We start from the raw sequence: 14,787 nt of genomic DNA, 5'->3' as shown, positions 1-14,787 counted from the left end.
GACGTCGCGACGGGAGTGGCACCGCCCCGTGGTCACAGGCTGGTGAGCAGGTCGTCGAGCGGGGCCGGTGTGCTGCCGGGGTCGAGGGCCTCGACGAGGACGCGGCCGTATCGGATCTTGCGCCCCTTCTTCGTGCCGAGGAAGCGCCGCAACTGCCTCTGTGCGGTGCGGCCCTGTTGTGCGGGCTGGCGCAGGAAGGTATCCAGGGCGCGCAGATCGCCCTCCGCCCGGACCAGCTCCTCCACCCGGGCCACGCCGAGCGCGCGGATGAGCTCGTCCTCCAGATCCGCCGCGCAGACGAAGAACTGCCCCCGCGCGGCGCCGGCCCGGTCCAGGGCGCGGGCGTAGTAGCGGCGCTCCGCCTCGTCGCACAGCCCCGTGAGGCGCAGGCCGAGCCCGGGCGGCCCGAGGAGGCGGGCGAAGCGCCCGACGCTCATGGCACCGCCCATCGGCAGGACGCAGACCCCTTCGGCCGCCAGGTCACGGCCGCGGCTCGCGGCGAGCGCGCCGACCGCCGCGGCGTCGCTCGGCCCTTCGAGCAGGACGGCTGCCCGGACGTGCAGCCCCGCGGCCAGTTCGCGCGCGGGGCCGCCGGGGCCGCCGGCCGCCCACGCGGTGACCGCCTCGCGGAACGCCCCCATGTCAGCCATGGGACGAGTCTCCCCCTTCCCGGCTGCCCGGGGTAGGGATTTTCGCCGGGACGGTCAGTCGTCGGGGCGGGCGTAGAGGCGCCGGACACTGGTGCCGAGCCGCGACAGGTCCGCGCCGTACACATGGAGCGAGATCGCCACGTCCGTGCCCGCGTTCCGCACCTCGTGGATGTCTCCGGGCGGCGCGAAGCCGCACACCGTCCCGCGCGGGTTCACCACGTCCTCGGTGGCGGTCAGCCGGGCGGGGGCGCCGTCGCGGGACGGGACGAGCCGGTAGCGCCGCTCGTGTTCGGTGCCCGCGTGGACGCCGGTCGTGCACCACGCCACGTGGTCGTGCACGGGCGTGCGCTGCCCGGGCAGCCACACGAGCGCGACGACCGAGAAGCCGCCGTCGTCCTCCGCGTGCAGCAGGTGCTGGCGGTAGCGCGCGGGGTCACCGGCGCGCTGCCCGGCGGTGAGCAGGTCGTCGGCGCCGAGGTGCGGGGCGAGCCGCTCGCCGACGAGGTACGACGTGAGGTCCGGCGGCAGGCCGAGGGCGACAGCCTCGCGGACTTCGGAGACGAGTACGGCGAGACGCGTGGTCGTACGCCCTGACACGGGTGCGGTCGAAGAGGTCATACGGGCACCTTCGCGCCGCCCGGACCGGGACGTCCAAGGACAGTTCGTGCGACGTCGGCCAACCTCCGCTTATGGACCGGCGGTCAGGGGGGCGCTGCTCAGCAGCCGATCTTGTGGGCCGCGACCGTACGGAGTTCCCCGAGCACCGCCGCCGTGGCCGGGATCCGCAGATGCTCGCGCAGGACGTACGCCGAGATCTGCCGCCGGGACGCGGGCTGCGACGCGCGTCCGGCGACCTTGGGGTGGCGCAGGAAGTTGAGCACCAGGCCCGGCATCATGGCCACCCCGAGCCCCTCCGCGACGAGGCTCTGCACGACGAGGCTGTCGTCGGTGGTGAAGGCGATGTCCGGCGCGAAACCCTCGTCGGCGCAGGCGTGCAGGAAGTGCACGCGGCAGCGCGGGCAGCCCACGATCCAGCGCTCGCCGGCGAGGTCGGCGAGCCGCACGGCACGGCGCCGCGCGAGCGGATGCCCCGACGGCAGCAGGACCAGCGACTGGTCCTCCATCAGCGGTACTTCCCTCACCTCGTCGGGCACGTCCTCGCGCAGCCCGGGAAAGGCGAAGGCGAGCGTGATGTCGCACTCACCGCGCACCAGGCGCCGCAGCGACCCGGGCGGCTCGTCCTCCAGGAGTTCCACGGCGACCCCCGGGTGGGCGGCGGCGAGCAGCCCCATGGCCTCGGGGACGAGGGTGGCGTTGGCGCTGGGGAAGGCGCAGAGGCGCACCCGGCCCGCGTGGAGCCGGGTGAGGGAGTCCATCTGCTGCCGCGCGGCCGTCATGTCGTCGAGGATGACGGCCGCGTGCCGCGACAGCGTCTCCCCGGCCTCGGTGAGCCGCAGGCCACGGCCCGCGCGGGTGAACAGGGGGGTGCCGACGTCGCGTTCGAGCGCTTTCATCTGCTGGGTGATCGCGGGCTGTGTGTACCCGAGGGCGCGGGCGGCGGCGGAGTACGAGCCGGTCCTGACCACTTCGTGGAACGTCCTGATGTGCCGCGAGTCGAACACCCGTGAACCATAAGCGGAATTTGGGAGGTCCGGACACCGCCGCTTCGGACCCGTGGCCGAAGACCGCCCCTACGGTTTGCGCGCGACCCCGGCGTAGGCGTCGACCGGTGTGCCGGGTCCCTCCCCGTCGCCGGGCTCCGGCCGCCACCGCGTGACCTGGACGACCCCGGGCTCCAGGAGCTCCAGACCGTCGAAGAAGCCGGCGATCTCCTCGACACCGCGCACGTGGTACGGCACCGCCCCGCTGGCGTTGTACGCCTCCGACGCGGCGATCATGCCCTCGCTGGTGGCGGTGCTGTCGCTGATCACCAGGCAACTGCCGGACGGCAGCTCCGCGACCAGCCGGGACACCAGCGACCTGGCCTCCTGGTAGTCGGCGACGTGCCCGAGCACGTTGAGGAGCATCAGGGCCACGGGTTGTTCGAAGTCGAGCGTACGGGCCGCCTCGGCCAGCACCTTCTCGGGCTCGTACAGGTTCGCGTCGACGTAGGCCGTCGCGCCTTCGGGCGAGCCGACCAGCAGGGCGCGGGCGTGTGTGAGCACCAGGGGGTCGTTGTCGACGTACACGATCCGGGACTCGGGTGCGGCCCGCTGGGCGACCTCGTGCGTGTTGTCGGCGGTCGGCAGGCCCGTACCGATGTCGAGGAACTGCCGGATGCCGTGCTCGGCGACGAGGGTGCGGACGGCGCGGCCGAGGAAGCGGCGGCTGCTCAGGGCGACGTCGACCAGGCCGGGGAAGATCGACTTGATCTCGTCGCCGATCTGCCGGTCCACCTCGTAGTGGTCCTTGCCCCCGACGAAGTAGTTCCAGAAACGGGCGGAGTGGGGCTTCGAGGTGTCTATGGCGGCCACGGGCTTTGCCTCCTGGGGGCGTCGTCCGACGATCGGCCCCCAAGGTAACCTCTTCGCCACCGCGAAACGACCCTCAACCCGCCCGCGCGGGGGCCGACTTGTGCACCGCCGCAGGCGTCTGCTACCGGCGGCCCTGGAGGCGGGCGGCCGCGTTTCTGATGGCGGGCAGTTCCGCCGCCAGCGCGGCGCCCGGGCACTGCGTCGAGTAGCCGTCGCTGTGGCCCGGCACGGCGTTCAGCCGCACGCTCGTCCCCTTCGGGTACTTGCTCCGGCTGTTCGAGGACACCAGCCGCACCGTGGAGCGCGGGTCGACGTCCGCCATGCCGAGCTTCCAGGCGACGAGCGCCGCGATGGCGTCGCGCATGGGCTTGGGGACGTCCGCCCCTTCGGTGAAGACGCCGATGGCGGCTATGCCCACCGTGTGGTGGTTGAAGCCCTGGGCGTGCGCGCCCACGACGGGGCGGCCGGTGCCGCCCGCACGGCCTTCGTAGATCGTGCCGCAGCGGTCGACGAGGAAGTTGTACCCGATGTCGTCCCAGTGCCGGCCGCCGGCCTGGGCGGCGTAGACCTTGCGGATGATGCGCGGGACGTCGGCGCAGTCGTAGCCGTTGGGGGAGTTGGTGTGGTGGACGAAGGCGGCTTCGACCGGAGGGGCGTAACGCGCCCGCACCCGGCGCTGTCCGGTGTCCGGGAGCCACTTCTCCCGTGGCACCACGGACGGCGGCGGAGCGCGGTGCGCGGAGGACGCCCGGCGTACGGGGGCCTCGGCGGCCGGCGTCTCGGACCGGTGCGGGGGCGCCGGGTCGACGGCCGTGGCGCACAGCAGCAGGAGCCCGGTCACGAGGGCCCCGGGCATCCGGCGCCGCGCCACGCGGAGGTCACGCATGCTCCCACCGTCGGCCCGCCCGCCGCCGCACGCCACGCGCGTCGGCCGGACGGGTGAACGCGCCCGTCGGGCCGCTGGGTGCGCCCCTACCCGTCCAGCCGCCGAAGTGTCGGGGGACGGCCGGGGACAGCTCCGCCGCCGGTAGCGGGGCGCCTTCGATGACGAGTTCCGCCGCCGGGTGACGGTTCAGGGCCCCGGCCTCTTCACAGCGCCGCGACCTCCCCGGCGGTCGGGAACGACGCCTGCGCCCCCTCCTTGGTGACGGCGGCCGCGCCCACCCGCACCGCGAACGCGGCGGCTGTCGCCAAATCCTCGCCCAGGCCGAGCCGCCAGGCCAGGGCCGCGGTGAACGCGTCGCCGGCGCCCGTGGTGTCGACGGCGCCGACGCGGGGGCTCGGGACCCGTACGGCCGTACCGCCCTCGGCGACCAGCGCGCCCTCCGCGCCCAGGGTGACGACGACCGACCGCGCGCCGAGCGCGAGCAGCGCCCGTGCGCGGCCCTCGGGGTCCTTGCCGTCGCCCCCGTCACCACCGCCGTCGCCGAGCACGAACCGGGCCTCGTGCTCGTTGAGCACCAGCGGATCGCACGCGGCGAGCACTTCGGCGGGCAGCGGCCGGGGCGGCGAGGGGTTCAGTACGAACCGGCTCCCGGCCGCCCGGGCGCGTACCGCCTCGGTCACCGTCTCCAGCGGGATCTCCAGCTGCGCCGAGACGACCCGGGCCCGGGCGAACAGGCCGGCGGCGTCGCGGATGTCTTCGGGGGTCAGCCGGGCGTTGGCGCCGGGCGAGACGACGATGCTGTTGTCGCCCGACGGGTCCACGGTGATCAGCGCGACGCCGGTCGGCGCCCCGCCGACGCGTACCCCTCCGGTGTCGACACCGGCCGCGCGCTGCGAGTCCAGCAGCAGCCGGCCGTGGGCGTCGTCCCCGACGCGGGCCAGCAGGGCGGTCCGGGCGCCGAGGCGGGCGGCGGCGACGGCCTGGTTGGCGCCCTTGCCGCCCGGGTGGACGGCCAGGTCGGAGCCGAGGACGGTCTCGCCGGGCGCGGGGCGGCGCTCGACGCCGATCACCAGATCGGCGTTGGCCGACCCCACGACCAGCAGGTCGTAGTCGTTCATACCTGTCCTGCCTTCGCTGTCGACGGCTTGACCGGCACCTTTACCACGCTGGTCGCCCGGCGCCGCGCCGCCGCCCCGACGGGCTGTCACCCGAGCCCGCTCAGCCCGCCCACTTGTCCCTGACGTGGCCGAGGTGGCGGGTCATGATCGCGCGGGCCTGTTCGGCGTCGCGTGCCAGCAGGGCGTCGAGGAGTTCGAGGTGCTCCTGGGCCGACGCCTCCAGCAGCCCCCGCTCGACCAGGGCGGTGAGGCCGTACAGCCTGGAACGCTTGCGCAGGTCGCCGACCACCTCCACCAGGTGGGCGTTCCCTGCCAGGCCCAGCAGCCCGAGGTGGAACTGCCGGTCGGCTTCGACGTACGCGATGAGATCGCCGGCGGCGGCGGAGGTGACGATGGAGCGGGCGACCGGCCGGAGGGCTTCCAGGGCCGCCGGGTCCGCCGTCGTGGCCAGCCCCGCGACCGTCGGGATCTCGATGAGCGAGCGGATGTGGTTGTACTCGTCCAACTGCCGCTCGGAGACCTCGGTCACCCGGAACCCCTTGTTCGGGACCGTGTCGACCAGACCTTCCCGTACGAGGTCGAGCATCGCTTCGCGTACGGGCGTCGCAGAGACTCCGAAGCGGGACGCGAGGCTGGGCGCGGAGTAGACGTCACCGGGGCGCAGTTCACCGGCGATCAGGGCGGCGCGCAGGGCGTCGGCGACACGCTCGCGGTAGTGGTTGCGCCGGCCGCCGAGCGACGGCAGATCCGGCACCGCGGCAGCGGCCATGGGGTCCTCCTCGGTCTGGTACGCGTCGACCGATCCTAGTGCGAGCCCACGTACCGGCCGGCTACAGGAGGAACCCGGCGGGGAAGGGGTCGGTGGGGTCCAGGAGGTACTGGGCGGTTGCCGTGATCCAGGCGCGGCCGGTGACGGCGGGCAGGACGCCGGGCACCCCGCCCACTTCGGCCGTACCGAGGAGACGCCCGGTGAACGACGTACCGATGAAGGACTCGTTGACGAAGTCCTGGAACAGCGGCAGTTCACCGCGGGCGTGCAACTGCGCCATCCGCGCGCTGGTGCCCGTACCGCAGGGCGAGCGGTCGAACCAGCCGGGGTGGATGGCCATGGCGTGCCGGGAGCGCTCGGCCGTGGAGCCGGGGGCGAGCAGTTGGACATGGTGGCACCCGCGGATGGTGGGGTCCTGCGGATGGACCGGAGGGTCGGCGTTGATCGCCTCCATGAGCGAGAGAGCGGCGGCGAGGATGTCGTCCTTGCGTTCGCGGGCGAAGGGCAGACCGAACTGCTCCAACGGCAGGATGGCGTAGAAGTTCCCCCCGTACGCGAGGTCGTAGGTGACGGTCCGTCCGTCGGCGAGCGTCGCCTCACGGTCGACACCCGCGCAGAACGAGGGAACGTTGCGCAGGGTGACGGCGGTGGCGGCGCCTTCCTCGACCGCCACCTCGGCGGTGACGAGCCCTGCCGGTGTGTCGAGCCGGATCACGGTGACCGGCTCGGTGACGGCGACCATGCCGGTCTCGACGAGTACGGTCGCCACCCCGATCGTGCCGTGCCCGCACATCGGGAGACAGCCGGAGACCTCGATGAACAGCACGCCGAAGTCCGCGTCCGGCCGGGTGGGCGGCTGGAGGATCGCGCCGCTCATCGCCGCGTGACCGCGCGGCTCGTACATCAGCAGCGTACGCAGATGGTCGAGGTGCTCCATGAAGTACGCGCGCCGCTCGGACATGCTCGCACCGGGAAGGGTGCCCACACCGCCGGTGACGACCCGGGTGGGCATGCCCTCGGTGTGCGAGTCGACCGCGTGCAGAACCCGTCTGCTCCGCATGTCAGCGAAGCCCCGCCGCGACGGCCTTCTCGGTCGCGGCACGGACGGCCGTCTCCTGCTCGGGCGACAAGGCGACGCGCGGCGGCCGGCACGGACCCCCGTGGCGGCCGACGACGTCCATGGACAGCTTGATCGCCTGCACGAACTCGACCTTGGAGTCCCAGCGATGCAGTGAGTGGAGCTGCCGGTACAGCGGTACGGCGGTGTCCAGATCACCCGCGGCAGCCGACCGGTAGAGCTCCACAGCGGCCCGGGGCAGAGCGTTCGGGTACCCGGCCACCCAGCCCTTGGCCCCAGCCGCCACCAACTCCAGCACCACGTCGTCGGCCCCTGCCAGCACGTCGAGCTCCGGGGCGAGTTCACCGATCTCGTAGATCCGGCGGACATCCCCGGAGAACTCCTTGACCGCCTGGACGCACCCGTCGGCGTGCAGGGTCGCCAGCAGCTCGGGCAGCAGATCGACCCTCGTGTCGTGCGGATTGTTGTACGCGACGACGGGGATCCCGGCCTCGGCGACCTCCGCGTAGTGGGCCCGTACGGAACGCTCGTCGGCGCGGTAGGCGTTCGGCGGCAGCAGCATGACGGAGGCGCAGCCGGCGTCCCGTGCCTGTTCGGCCCACCGCCGGGCCTCGGCGGCGCCGTACGCCGCGACACCCGGCATCACGCGCTCCCCGCCGACGGCGGCGACGGCGGTCTCGACGACCCTGGCGCGTTCCTCCGCCGTGAGCACCTGGTACTCGCCCAGCGACCCGTTCGGCACGACGCCGTCGCAGCCGTTGTCGACGAGCCAGACGCAGTGCGCCGCGAAGGTGTCGTAATCGATGCTGAGATCGTGCCGCAGGGGCAACGCGGTGGCCACCAGGACACCGTGCCAGGGGCGGCGACTGTCGTACGCGTTCATGGACCCTCATCTCCTCTTCAGCGATGGCCAGTCGCCCCTGTGGCGCCGACCAAGCATCCCGGTGCCGAACTCCGGGACACCGCACAACAACGCGAACCCGGGACGCGCTGCGGTGCCCGCCCCACCACCGCCCAGCGATCACAGCTGCCGGGAGGGGACGTGCCGGGGCGCTCCCCACAGGGCGTTGAACGCGACCACCGTGACGCACCCCGACCTGCCCGAACGTCCGACGCCCGCGGAGACGCCCCGGCGCGGCACCGACCCCGACGCCCCCGAAACGGCCGCCGCCGCAGCCCCGCCGAACTCACGGCGCCGCCCCCTCCTCCCGGGCGAGCACCGCCAGGGGAACCGGCTGCGCGAGCACCCGCGACGCCGGACTCCACGCACACCCGGCCACCCCCGCGACCCCCGGGGCGCACACGCGCCCCTGGCACCACCCCATACCGGCCCGGGTCAGGAGCTTGACGCTGCGCAGGTCCGTGGCGCCCAGTCCCGCCACCGCCGACCGCACGGCCGACGCCGGGACCTCCTCGCAGCGGCAGACGACGGTGTCGTCCCCGACCCGCTCCGCCCATTGCGCGGGCGGCCCGTACACACCGTCGATCACCCGGGCGAACGCCCGCAGCCCCGCCCGGGTGCCGGCCGCCGCCGCGCACCCCCGCCGGTCCGGCTCACGCCCCCGCAGCCGCGCCGCGATCGAGCGCCCGGCGATCTCCCCCTCGGCGAGGGCCAGTTCCGCGCCCCCCACCCCGCTCGCCTCTCCCGCCGCCCAGACACCGGGCAGGTCCGTACGCTGCTCACCGTCCACGGCCACCCCCCAGCCCCCGTACGCCGTCTCCTCGATCCGGCAACCGAGGGCCCCGGCAAGGCCGGTGTGCGGCAGCAGCCCGTGCCCCACCGCCAGCGCGTCGCACGCGATCCGCCGCCCGGTGCCCGCCCGTACGCGCCCTTCGGCGTCCAGCGCCGCCACCGTCACCGCTTCCAACCGGACCGAGCCGTGCGCGGCGACCACAGCGTGCCCGGTCCGCACCGGCACCCCGCGCCACACCAGCGCCGCCGCGTACCGCGCGCCCTCCGCCAGCTTCGCCGGATGCCCGGCCACCTTCGCCGCGCCCCACGCCAGCCGCCCGGGACCGGCGGACTCGATCAGCGCGCCCACCCGCGCCCCCGCCGCCGCCAGCCCTGCGGCGACCGGCATGAGCAGCGGCCCCGTCCCGGCGACCACCACGGTACGACCGGGCGGCAGCACCAGCCCGCCCTTGAGCATGGCCTGCGCGCCCCCCGCCGTGACGACCCCCGGCAGCGTCCAGCCGGGGAACGGCAGCACCTTCTCGTACGCACCGGTCGCCAGGAGCACGGCGTCGCCCCGCACCGTCTCCGGTCGGTCCTGCCCGGAGCCCCCGAGAGCGTGCACGACGAACCCGTCCCCGCCGGCCCGCTCGACGAACCAGACGTGGCGTTCGGCGAGATGCGTGACCTGACCGTCGGCCAGGTGGGCGTCCAGCCGCGCGGTCAGCCGCTGCCACGTACGCCACCCGTGGTGCAGTACCTGGGGCCGCCGCGCACCCCACCGCGCGTCGGGCTGCCGGTAGAACTGCCCGCCGGCCCGCACGGCGGAGTCCACGAGAACGACCCGCACCCCCTGATCGGCGGCGCAGACGGCTGCAGCGACCCCGGCAGGCCCCGCACCCACCACCACAACCGCACCAGCACCCGCACGCCCCCCACGCTCCTGACGCCCCTCACTCCCCACCGGCTTCCGCATCCGCATCCGCACCCGAGCCACCCGCATCCCCCACCCCCTCCTGCGTCCGAATCGCGTCCCCGGCTGAAACCGTCACCAGACAAGCCCGCTGATTCGGCCGGTCGTTGACCGTCACCAGACAGTCGAAGCACACCCCGATGCCGCAGAACACCCCGCGCGGCCGCCCCCCGTCCCGCGTGGTGCGCCAGGCGACGACGCCCGCCTCCCACAGCACGGCGGCGACGGTCCGGCCGGGCAGCGCCGGAACGGGCCGCCCGTCCAGCGTGACCTCGAAGCCGGGCCCGGGCCGCGCCCGCACGAGCCCCTGCGGCGTAGTACGACGCAACCTCATCCACTCTCCTCCGCACCGAACCGGTCGGGCCGGAAGGCCGCGAGGTCCAGCTCCGGCACCTCGCCGATGAGCCCCTGGGCGACCAAGTGCCCCGTACCCGTGGCGAGTCCGATCCCCGCCCCCTCGTGTCCGCACGCGTGGTGCAGGCCCGGCACGCGCGCGTCGGGGCCGATCGCCGGCAGGTGGTCGGGCAGGTACGGCCGGAACCCGAGGTACCCGCGCACCACGCCGACCCTCCCCAGCACCGGGAAGAGCCCGACCGCCTGCGCCGCGAGCCGCCGTACGGCCGGCAGCGAGAACGTGCGGTCGAAGCCGACCCGCTCCCGGCTCGCGCCGATCAGTACGGGACCGGCGGCCGTCCCCTCGACCACCGCCGAGGTCTGGAGCGCGGCGGAGTCACTGGCGACGTCGGCGACGTAGTCCGCGGAGTACACCTTGTGCCGGACGGTCCGAGGCGGCAGCGGCTCGGTCACGAGCACGAAGCCGCGCCGCGGGAGCACCGGAAGGTGCGCGCCGGCCAGGGCGGCGATCTCACCGCCCCACGTCCCGGCCGCGTTGACGACGGCCGGCGCGTGGATGTCGCCCCGGCTGGTGCGCACGCCGAGCACGCGCCCGCCGTCGCCCGCCGCCCGTCGCACCGCGGTCACGACTTCCCCGGTACGCAACACAGCGCCCGCCCGTCGCGCCTCCCGTACGAGATGCGCGGCGGCGAGGGCGGGCATCACCTGGCAGTCCTGGGGGTAGAGCACGCCTCCCGCCAGTCCGCCGTCCAAGTTCGGCTCAAGGGAGCGGAGTTCACTCGCGTCAACCCCCACCGCCGCCACCCCGCCCGCACGCTGGCGCGCGGCGAACTCTTCGAGCGCGGCGAGCCCGGCGTACTCCGAACCCACCACGAGCCCGCCTTTGGCCTCGTACTCGACGGCCGTCCGCAGACCCGGGTCCTCCGCCACGAGCCGTCGCCACAACTCCAGCGACAACAGTGCCAGTTCCAGCTCCGGTCCCGGCTCCTTGTCGGACACCAGCAGGTTGCCCTCGCCCGCCCCGGTGGTGCCGCCGGCGACCGGCCCCCGGTCGACGAGTACGGTGCGCAAGCCCGCCCGGGCCGCGTAGAAGGCGCAGGCCGCGCCCACCATTCCGGCCCCAACTACCACAACGTCGCAGGTCAGTTGGTTGCTCACGGCAGTACAATGTCACATGTTCCCTTTCGCGCCAAGGGTCTCTACGCTGGTTCCTCGCCGGCAGCGAGCCGCAGGACGAGAGGGGCCCACCCATGTACAGGGACCGGAAGAACAGCCTCAGCCCGACTGTCTCCGCCGAGCTGGCGGAGCTCATGAGGCGCGGGTGGGCGGACACCGAGCGGCGCGACCTCGAACCGGCCGAGCAGAGCCCGTACGCGGCCAAGCGCCGCGCCGCGCTCTGCGCCCGCTTCCCCGGCGAGCGCCTGGTGGTCCCCGCCGGGAAGCTCAAGGTGCGCGCCAATGACAGCCACTACCCCTTCCGCCCCTCCAGCGAGTACGTCCACCTCACCGGCGACCAGAGCGAGGACGCGGTGCTGGTCCTGGAACCGCGCGCGGACGGCGGCCACGCGGCGACCGCCTACCTCCTCCCCCGGTCCGACCGGGACACCGGCGAGTTCTGGCAGGACGCGGCCAAGGGCGAGCTGTGGGTCGGCCGCAGGAACAGCCTGGCCGAGGCGGCGACGCTGCTGGGCCTGCCCTGCCGTGACGTACGCCTGGCCGCCGCGGAGCTGCGCGCCGCCGTGGCCGCGGCGCCGACGACGCCCACGCGGATGGTGCGGGGTTACGACGCGGGCCTGGAGGCGGCCCTGGAGACGGACGACGCGCGGGACAGCGAGCTGAAGACGGCCCTGTCCGAGATGCGCCTCGTCAAGGACGAGTGGGAGATCGGCGAACTGCGCAAGGCCTGCGACGCGACCGTGCGCGGCTTCACCGACGTCGTACGGGAGCTGGCGACCGCCGTCGCCACCTCCGAGCGGTGGATCGAGGGCACGTTCTTCCGCCGTGCCCGCCTGGAGGGCAATGACGTCGGCTACGGCTCGATCTGCGCGGCGGGCGAGCACGCCACGATCATGCACTGGGTGCGCAACGACGGCGAGGTGCGCCCCGGCGACCTGCTCCTCCTCGACGCGGGTGTGGAGGCCCGTACCCTCTACACCGCCGACGTCACCCGCACCCTCCCCGTCGACGGCACCTTCACGCCCCTCCAGCGCAGGATCTACGACGCGGTGTACGAGGCCCAGCAGGCCGGCATCGACGCCGTGCGGCCGGGCGCGCGCTACCGGGACTTCCACGAGGCGGCGCAGCGGCGCCTGGCGGAGAAGCTGGTCGAGTGGGGCCTGCTGGAGGGCCCTGCCGAGCGCGTCCACCGCCTCGGCCTGCAACGCCGCTTCACGATGGCCGGCACGGGCCACATGCTGGGCCTGGACGTGCACGACTGCGCGACCGCGCGCAGGCAGGCGTACGTCGACGGAACGCTGCGGCCGGGCATGGTGCTGACCGTCGAGCCGGGCCTGTACTTCCAGCCGGACGACCTGACCGTGCCGGCGGAGTACCGGGGCGTCGGCGTACGCATCGAGGACGACATCCTGGTCACCGCCGACGGGAACGAGAACCTGTCGGCGGGCCTGCCCCGCACCTCCACCGGGATCGAGACGTGGATGCGGTCCCTCACGACCCCGGAATGATCTCCACCGGCACCCGGCAGAGCACCCCGAACCCCACAGCAGGGACTACTCCCCCGCGTAAGCCCTCCGCAGTGCGGCGATGTCGAACTTGACCATGGAGAGCATCGCCTCGGTGGTCCGCTTCGCCTTCTCCGGGTCGGCGTCGCCGATCATGTCGACGAGGCCGTCAGGAACGACCTGCCAGGACACCCCGTACTTGTCCTTGAGCCAGCCGCAGGCGGTGCCCGAGCCCCCTTCGACGAGGCTGTTCCAGTAATAGTCCAGCTCGGGCTGGTCGGCGCAGAGGATCTGGAACGAGACGGCCTCGTTGAAGGTGAACTGCGGACCGCCGTTCAGCGCCACGAACCGCTGCCCGTTGGCTTCGAACTCGACGGCCATGATCTCACCGGCCGTCCCGGGCGACGCCTCGTTGTAGCGGGTGATCCTGCCGATCCTGGAGTCCTTGAAGATCGACACGTAGTGGTTCGCGGCCTCTTCGGCCTGCCCGTCGAACCACAGACAGGTGGTGAATCCCTTGGCGCCCATCGGTACCTCCAGCACGTGAGTGGGTGTACCCATGCAGACCGCCCGTCGGCCGAGAACTCATCGTTGACACGCTGGAACGCGAAAAAGACCCCAGATCGACTGGGGTCTCTTCCTGCTGGTGTCCGAGGGGGGACTTGAACCCCCACGCCCGATAAAGGGCACTAGCACCTCAAGCTAGCGCGTCTGCCATTCCGCCACCCGGACCAGGTGGTCGGCCCCGGTTTCCCGTGGCGACATGGAAAACAATACCAGGGGTTCGGTGTGGCTTTCACCTGCGTATCCCGTGGTCAGTGGCTTGCGGCGAGTCCGGGCGGCGTGATCTTGGGGGTGCCGCGCAGCCGATATCACGGGCTGTTGCCATGCGCTTACGCGCAGCGTTCGCACCCGTTCTCCGCGCCCTTGCCGCGCCCGGCGCCGGTGGCCCGCGGGAGCCGCTGGCGCGGCATCGTGCGCTCCTCGTCCGGGCCCTCGGTGACGGACCGGACGAGGAGGTCGCCGCCGACGAACGCGCCCCGCCACTCAGCCGCGACGCGGTCTGACCGCCGCCGCTCTCAGCAGTCCTTCTCGCGCAGGGAGTGCAGGTGCGCGCTGGACTTGCGGGCGAAGGCGAACGACTCGACGGGGTTGTCGTGTTCCGCCTGCCAGTGGTGGTCCCGGCGCCCGCCCCGGGTCTTCGACACCGCCGAGATGAACCGCTGGTAGTCGATGTCTCCGTCCCCGACGTCCACCATCCGGTAGCCGTCGCGGGCGGATGCGTCGTGTTCGCCGTCCTTGACGTGGAACAGCGGGTAGCGGTCGGGCTGCTTCAGTACGTAGTCGAGGGGGTCGAAGGGCGCCGGGGTGCCGTCGGCGCGCTTGCCGAAGCGGAACTGGGCGGCGTAGGCCCAGTAGATGTCCATCTCCAGGTAGACCAGGTCGGGGTCCGTCTCGGCGAGGAGTACGTCGTAGAGACGGACGTCGGGCCGGTCGGTCGCGAAGGAGAACTCCTCGGCGTGGTTGTGCTGGTAGAACTTCATGCCGCGCGCCCTGGCCGCCGCACCGTAGGTGTTGAAGTCCTCGGCGGCCCGCTTCCAGCCGTCGACGGTCGCGCCGTAGCGCCAGGGTCCGGACGCGGTGCCGATGTGCTGGAGGCCGAGGGCCTGGGCGTCGTCGAGGACCTTGGTGAGGTTCTGGGCGAAGGTGTACGCGCCGGGGTTGCCGTCGGAGTAGTACCCGACGTGGCTGCCTATGCCGCGCAGGCCGTGGTCGCGGGTGAGCTTGCGGAGCTGGGCCAGGGTGATGGCGCCGGCGGAGCCCTGGGTGTAGCCGGCGTACTCGACCTCGTCGTAACCGAAGCGCTCCAGCTCGGCGAAGACCTTCGCGAAGCCGAGGGTGGAGACCTTGTCGCGCAGGGAGTAGAGCTGGATGCCGAGGCGGCCGGGGGGCAGGACGGGCCGTCCCCGGCCGTTGCTCCGCGCCGTGGCGGTGGGCGCCGTGGCACCGAGGAGGGCCGCGGCGGTGGCCCCGGCGGCCACGCCGAGCATGCCTCGCCGGGAGAGCTTGTGGGTGAGTTCGGGGTCGGCGGTGGTGGTCTTGCGGCTCATGGGTCGCACGGGTGGAAACTC

15 protein-coding genes, 1 tRNA gene and 1 pseudogene are annotated in these 14,787 nt (G+C 73.4%); 1 reads left to right on the top strand and 16 read right to left on the bottom strand.

The window, feature by feature from the left end:
• Positions 1-32: 32 nt before the first annotated feature.
• From IE185_RS17490 to IE185_RS17435, 12 genes are all read right to left on the bottom strand, one after another.
• On the bottom strand, positions 33-650 hold the full coding sequence (locus IE185_RS17490; protein WP_138896995.1) for a TOPRIM nucleotidyl transferase/hydrolase domain-containing protein: 618 nt from the start codon (positions 648-650) through the stop codon (positions 33-35).
• Between the two features lie 54 nt (positions 651-704).
• Positions 705-1,268 carry a cysteine dioxygenase family protein gene (locus IE185_RS17485; RefSeq protein WP_138896996.1) on the bottom strand — a complete coding sequence of 188 codons (564 nt, stop codon included), beginning with the start codon at positions 1,266-1,268 and terminating at the stop codon, positions 705-707.
• Positions 1,269-1,366: 98 nt separating this feature from the next.
• Positions 1,367-2,272: a LysR family transcriptional regulator gene (locus tag IE185_RS17480; protein WP_138896997.1), complete on the bottom strand. Its 906-nt coding sequence runs from the start codon at positions 2,270-2,272 to the stop codon at positions 1,367-1,369.
• 69 nt (positions 2,273-2,341) lie between these two features.
• Entirely contained in the window at positions 2,342-3,124 is a 783-nt protein-coding gene (locus IE185_RS17475) for an SAM-dependent methyltransferase (protein WP_229843562.1), read from the bottom strand.
• Between the two features lie 121 nt (positions 3,125-3,245).
• Positions 3,246-4,010, bottom strand: coding sequence for a peptidoglycan recognition protein family protein (locus IE185_RS17470; protein WP_229843561.1), 765 nt, complete (start codon positions 4,008-4,010; stop codon positions 3,246-3,248).
• A gap of 203 nt (positions 4,011-4,213) precedes the next feature.
• Positions 4,214-5,128, bottom strand: a complete 915-nt coding sequence (locus IE185_RS17465) for a ribokinase (protein WP_138896998.1) — start codon at positions 5,126-5,128, stop codon at positions 4,214-4,216.
• Between the two features lie 100 nt (positions 5,129-5,228).
• On the bottom strand, positions 5,229-5,897 hold the full coding sequence (locus tag IE185_RS17460) for a GntR family transcriptional regulator (RefSeq protein ID WP_138896999.1): 669 nt from the start codon (positions 5,895-5,897) through the stop codon (positions 5,229-5,231).
• Between the two features lie 61 nt (positions 5,898-5,958).
• Positions 5,959-6,957, bottom strand: coding sequence for a proline racemase family protein (locus IE185_RS17455; RefSeq protein ID WP_138897000.1), 999 nt, complete (start codon positions 6,955-6,957; stop codon positions 5,959-5,961).
• A 1-nt stretch (position 6,958) separates the two neighbouring features.
• Positions 6,959-7,858, bottom strand: a complete 900-nt coding sequence (locus IE185_RS17450) for a dihydrodipicolinate synthase family protein (RefSeq protein WP_138897001.1) — start codon at positions 7,856-7,858, stop codon at positions 6,959-6,961.
• A 304-nt stretch (positions 7,859-8,162) separates the two neighbouring features.
• Positions 8,163-9,623 (bottom strand): FAD/NAD(P)-dependent oxidoreductase, encoded by a 1,461-nt coding sequence (locus IE185_RS17445; protein ID WP_189715510.1) that lies wholly within the window; start codon positions 9,621-9,623, stop codon positions 8,163-8,165.
• On the bottom strand, positions 9,601-9,954 hold the full coding sequence (locus IE185_RS17440) for a (2Fe-2S)-binding protein (RefSeq protein ID WP_189715465.1): 354 nt from the start codon (positions 9,952-9,954) through the stop codon (positions 9,601-9,603). Before IE185_RS17440 ends, IE185_RS17445 begins: the two co-directional genes overlap by 23 nt.
• Positions 9,951-11,132, bottom strand: coding sequence for an NAD(P)/FAD-dependent oxidoreductase (locus IE185_RS17435; protein WP_138897801.1), 1,182 nt, complete (start codon positions 11,130-11,132; stop codon positions 9,951-9,953). The genes IE185_RS17440 and IE185_RS17435 overlap by 4 nt, the downstream gene beginning before the upstream one ends.
• Positions 11,133-11,224: 92 nt before the next feature.
• On the opposite strand from IE185_RS17435, the gene IE185_RS17430 reads away from it, so the two are divergent.
• Positions 11,225-12,658 (top strand): aminopeptidase P family protein, encoded by a 1,434-nt coding sequence (locus tag IE185_RS17430; protein ID WP_138897802.1) that lies wholly within the window; start codon positions 11,225-11,227, stop codon positions 12,656-12,658.
• 45 nt (positions 12,659-12,703) lie between these two features.
• Here IE185_RS17430 and IE185_RS17425 read toward each other — a convergent pair whose 3' ends face one another.
• The 4 genes and pseudogenes from IE185_RS17425 to IE185_RS17410 all read right to left on the bottom strand — a co-directional run bounded on the left by IE185_RS17425 (position 12,704) and on the right by IE185_RS17410 (position 14,766).
• Positions 12,704-13,183: a VOC family protein gene (locus IE185_RS17425; RefSeq protein WP_138897805.1), complete on the bottom strand. Its 480-nt coding sequence runs from the start codon at positions 13,181-13,183 to the stop codon at positions 12,704-12,706.
• A 116-nt stretch (positions 13,184-13,299) separates the two neighbouring features.
• Positions 13,300-13,387: transfer RNA gene (locus IE185_RS17420), tRNA-Leu, on the bottom strand.
• A gap of 161 nt (positions 13,388-13,548) precedes the next feature.
• Positions 13,549-13,731 (bottom strand): annotated as a pseudogene (locus IE185_RS34000) (hypothetical protein); the annotation flags it as partial.
• A 3-nt stretch (positions 13,732-13,734) separates the two neighbouring features.
• Positions 13,735-14,766: a sugar phosphate isomerase/epimerase family protein gene (locus IE185_RS17410; RefSeq protein ID WP_138897806.1), complete on the bottom strand. Its 1,032-nt coding sequence runs from the start codon at positions 14,764-14,766 to the stop codon at positions 13,735-13,737.
• Between the last annotated feature and the right edge of the window lie 21 nt (positions 14,767-14,787).

Source organism: Streptomyces chryseus, from assembly GCF_014650755.1.
Classification (GTDB): domain Bacteria; phylum Actinomycetota; class Actinomycetes; order Streptomycetales; family Streptomycetaceae; genus Streptomyces; species Streptomyces chryseus.
The sequence above is the reverse complement of the archived record's forward strand: the minus strand, read 5'-3'. Positions and strand labels throughout refer to the sequence as shown.

Bases quoted from the DNA above. Each gene is read 5' to 3' on its own strand.
- IE185_RS17455 (WP_138897000.1), bottom strand. From the start codon at position 6,957: ATGCGGAGCAGACGGGTTCTGCACGCGGTCGACTCGCACACCGAGGGC.
- IE185_RS17425 (WP_138897805.1), bottom strand. From the start codon at position 13,183: ATGGGCGCCAAGGGATTCACCACCTGTCTGTGGTTCGACGGGCAGGCC.
- IE185_RS17410 (WP_138897806.1), bottom strand. From the start codon at position 14,766: ATGAGCCGCAAGACCACCACCGCCGACCCCGAACTCACCCACAAGCTC.
- IE185_RS17485 (WP_138896996.1), bottom strand. From the start codon at position 1,268: ATGACCTCTTCGACCGCACCCGTGTCAGGGCGTACGACCACGCGTCTC.
- IE185_RS17460 (WP_138896999.1), bottom strand. From the start codon at position 5,897: ATGGCCGCTGCCGCGGTGCCGGATCTGCCGTCGCTCGGCGGCCGGCGC.
- IE185_RS17440 (WP_189715465.1), bottom strand. From the start codon at position 9,954: ATGAGGTTGCGTCGTACTACGCCGCAGGGGCTCGTGCGGGCGCGGCCC.
- IE185_RS17465 (WP_138896998.1), bottom strand. From the start codon at position 5,128: ATGAACGACTACGACCTGCTGGTCGTGGGGTCGGCCAACGCCGATCTG.
- IE185_RS17450 (WP_138897001.1), bottom strand. From the start codon at position 7,858: ATGAACGCGTACGACAGTCGCCGCCCCTGGCACGGTGTCCTGGTGGCC.
- IE185_RS17445 (WP_189715510.1), bottom strand. From the start codon at position 9,623: ATGCGGAAGCCGGTGGGGAGTGAGGGGCGTCAGGAGCGTGGGGGGCGT.
- IE185_RS17490 (WP_138896995.1), bottom strand. From the start codon at position 650: ATGGCTGACATGGGGGCGTTCCGCGAGGCGGTCACCGCGTGGGCGGCC.
- IE185_RS17430 (WP_138897802.1), top strand. From the start codon at position 11,225: ATGTACAGGGACCGGAAGAACAGCCTCAGCCCGACTGTCTCCGCCGAG.
- IE185_RS17470 (WP_229843561.1), bottom strand. From the start codon at position 4,010: ATGCGTGACCTCCGCGTGGCGCGGCGCCGGATGCCCGGGGCCCTCGTG.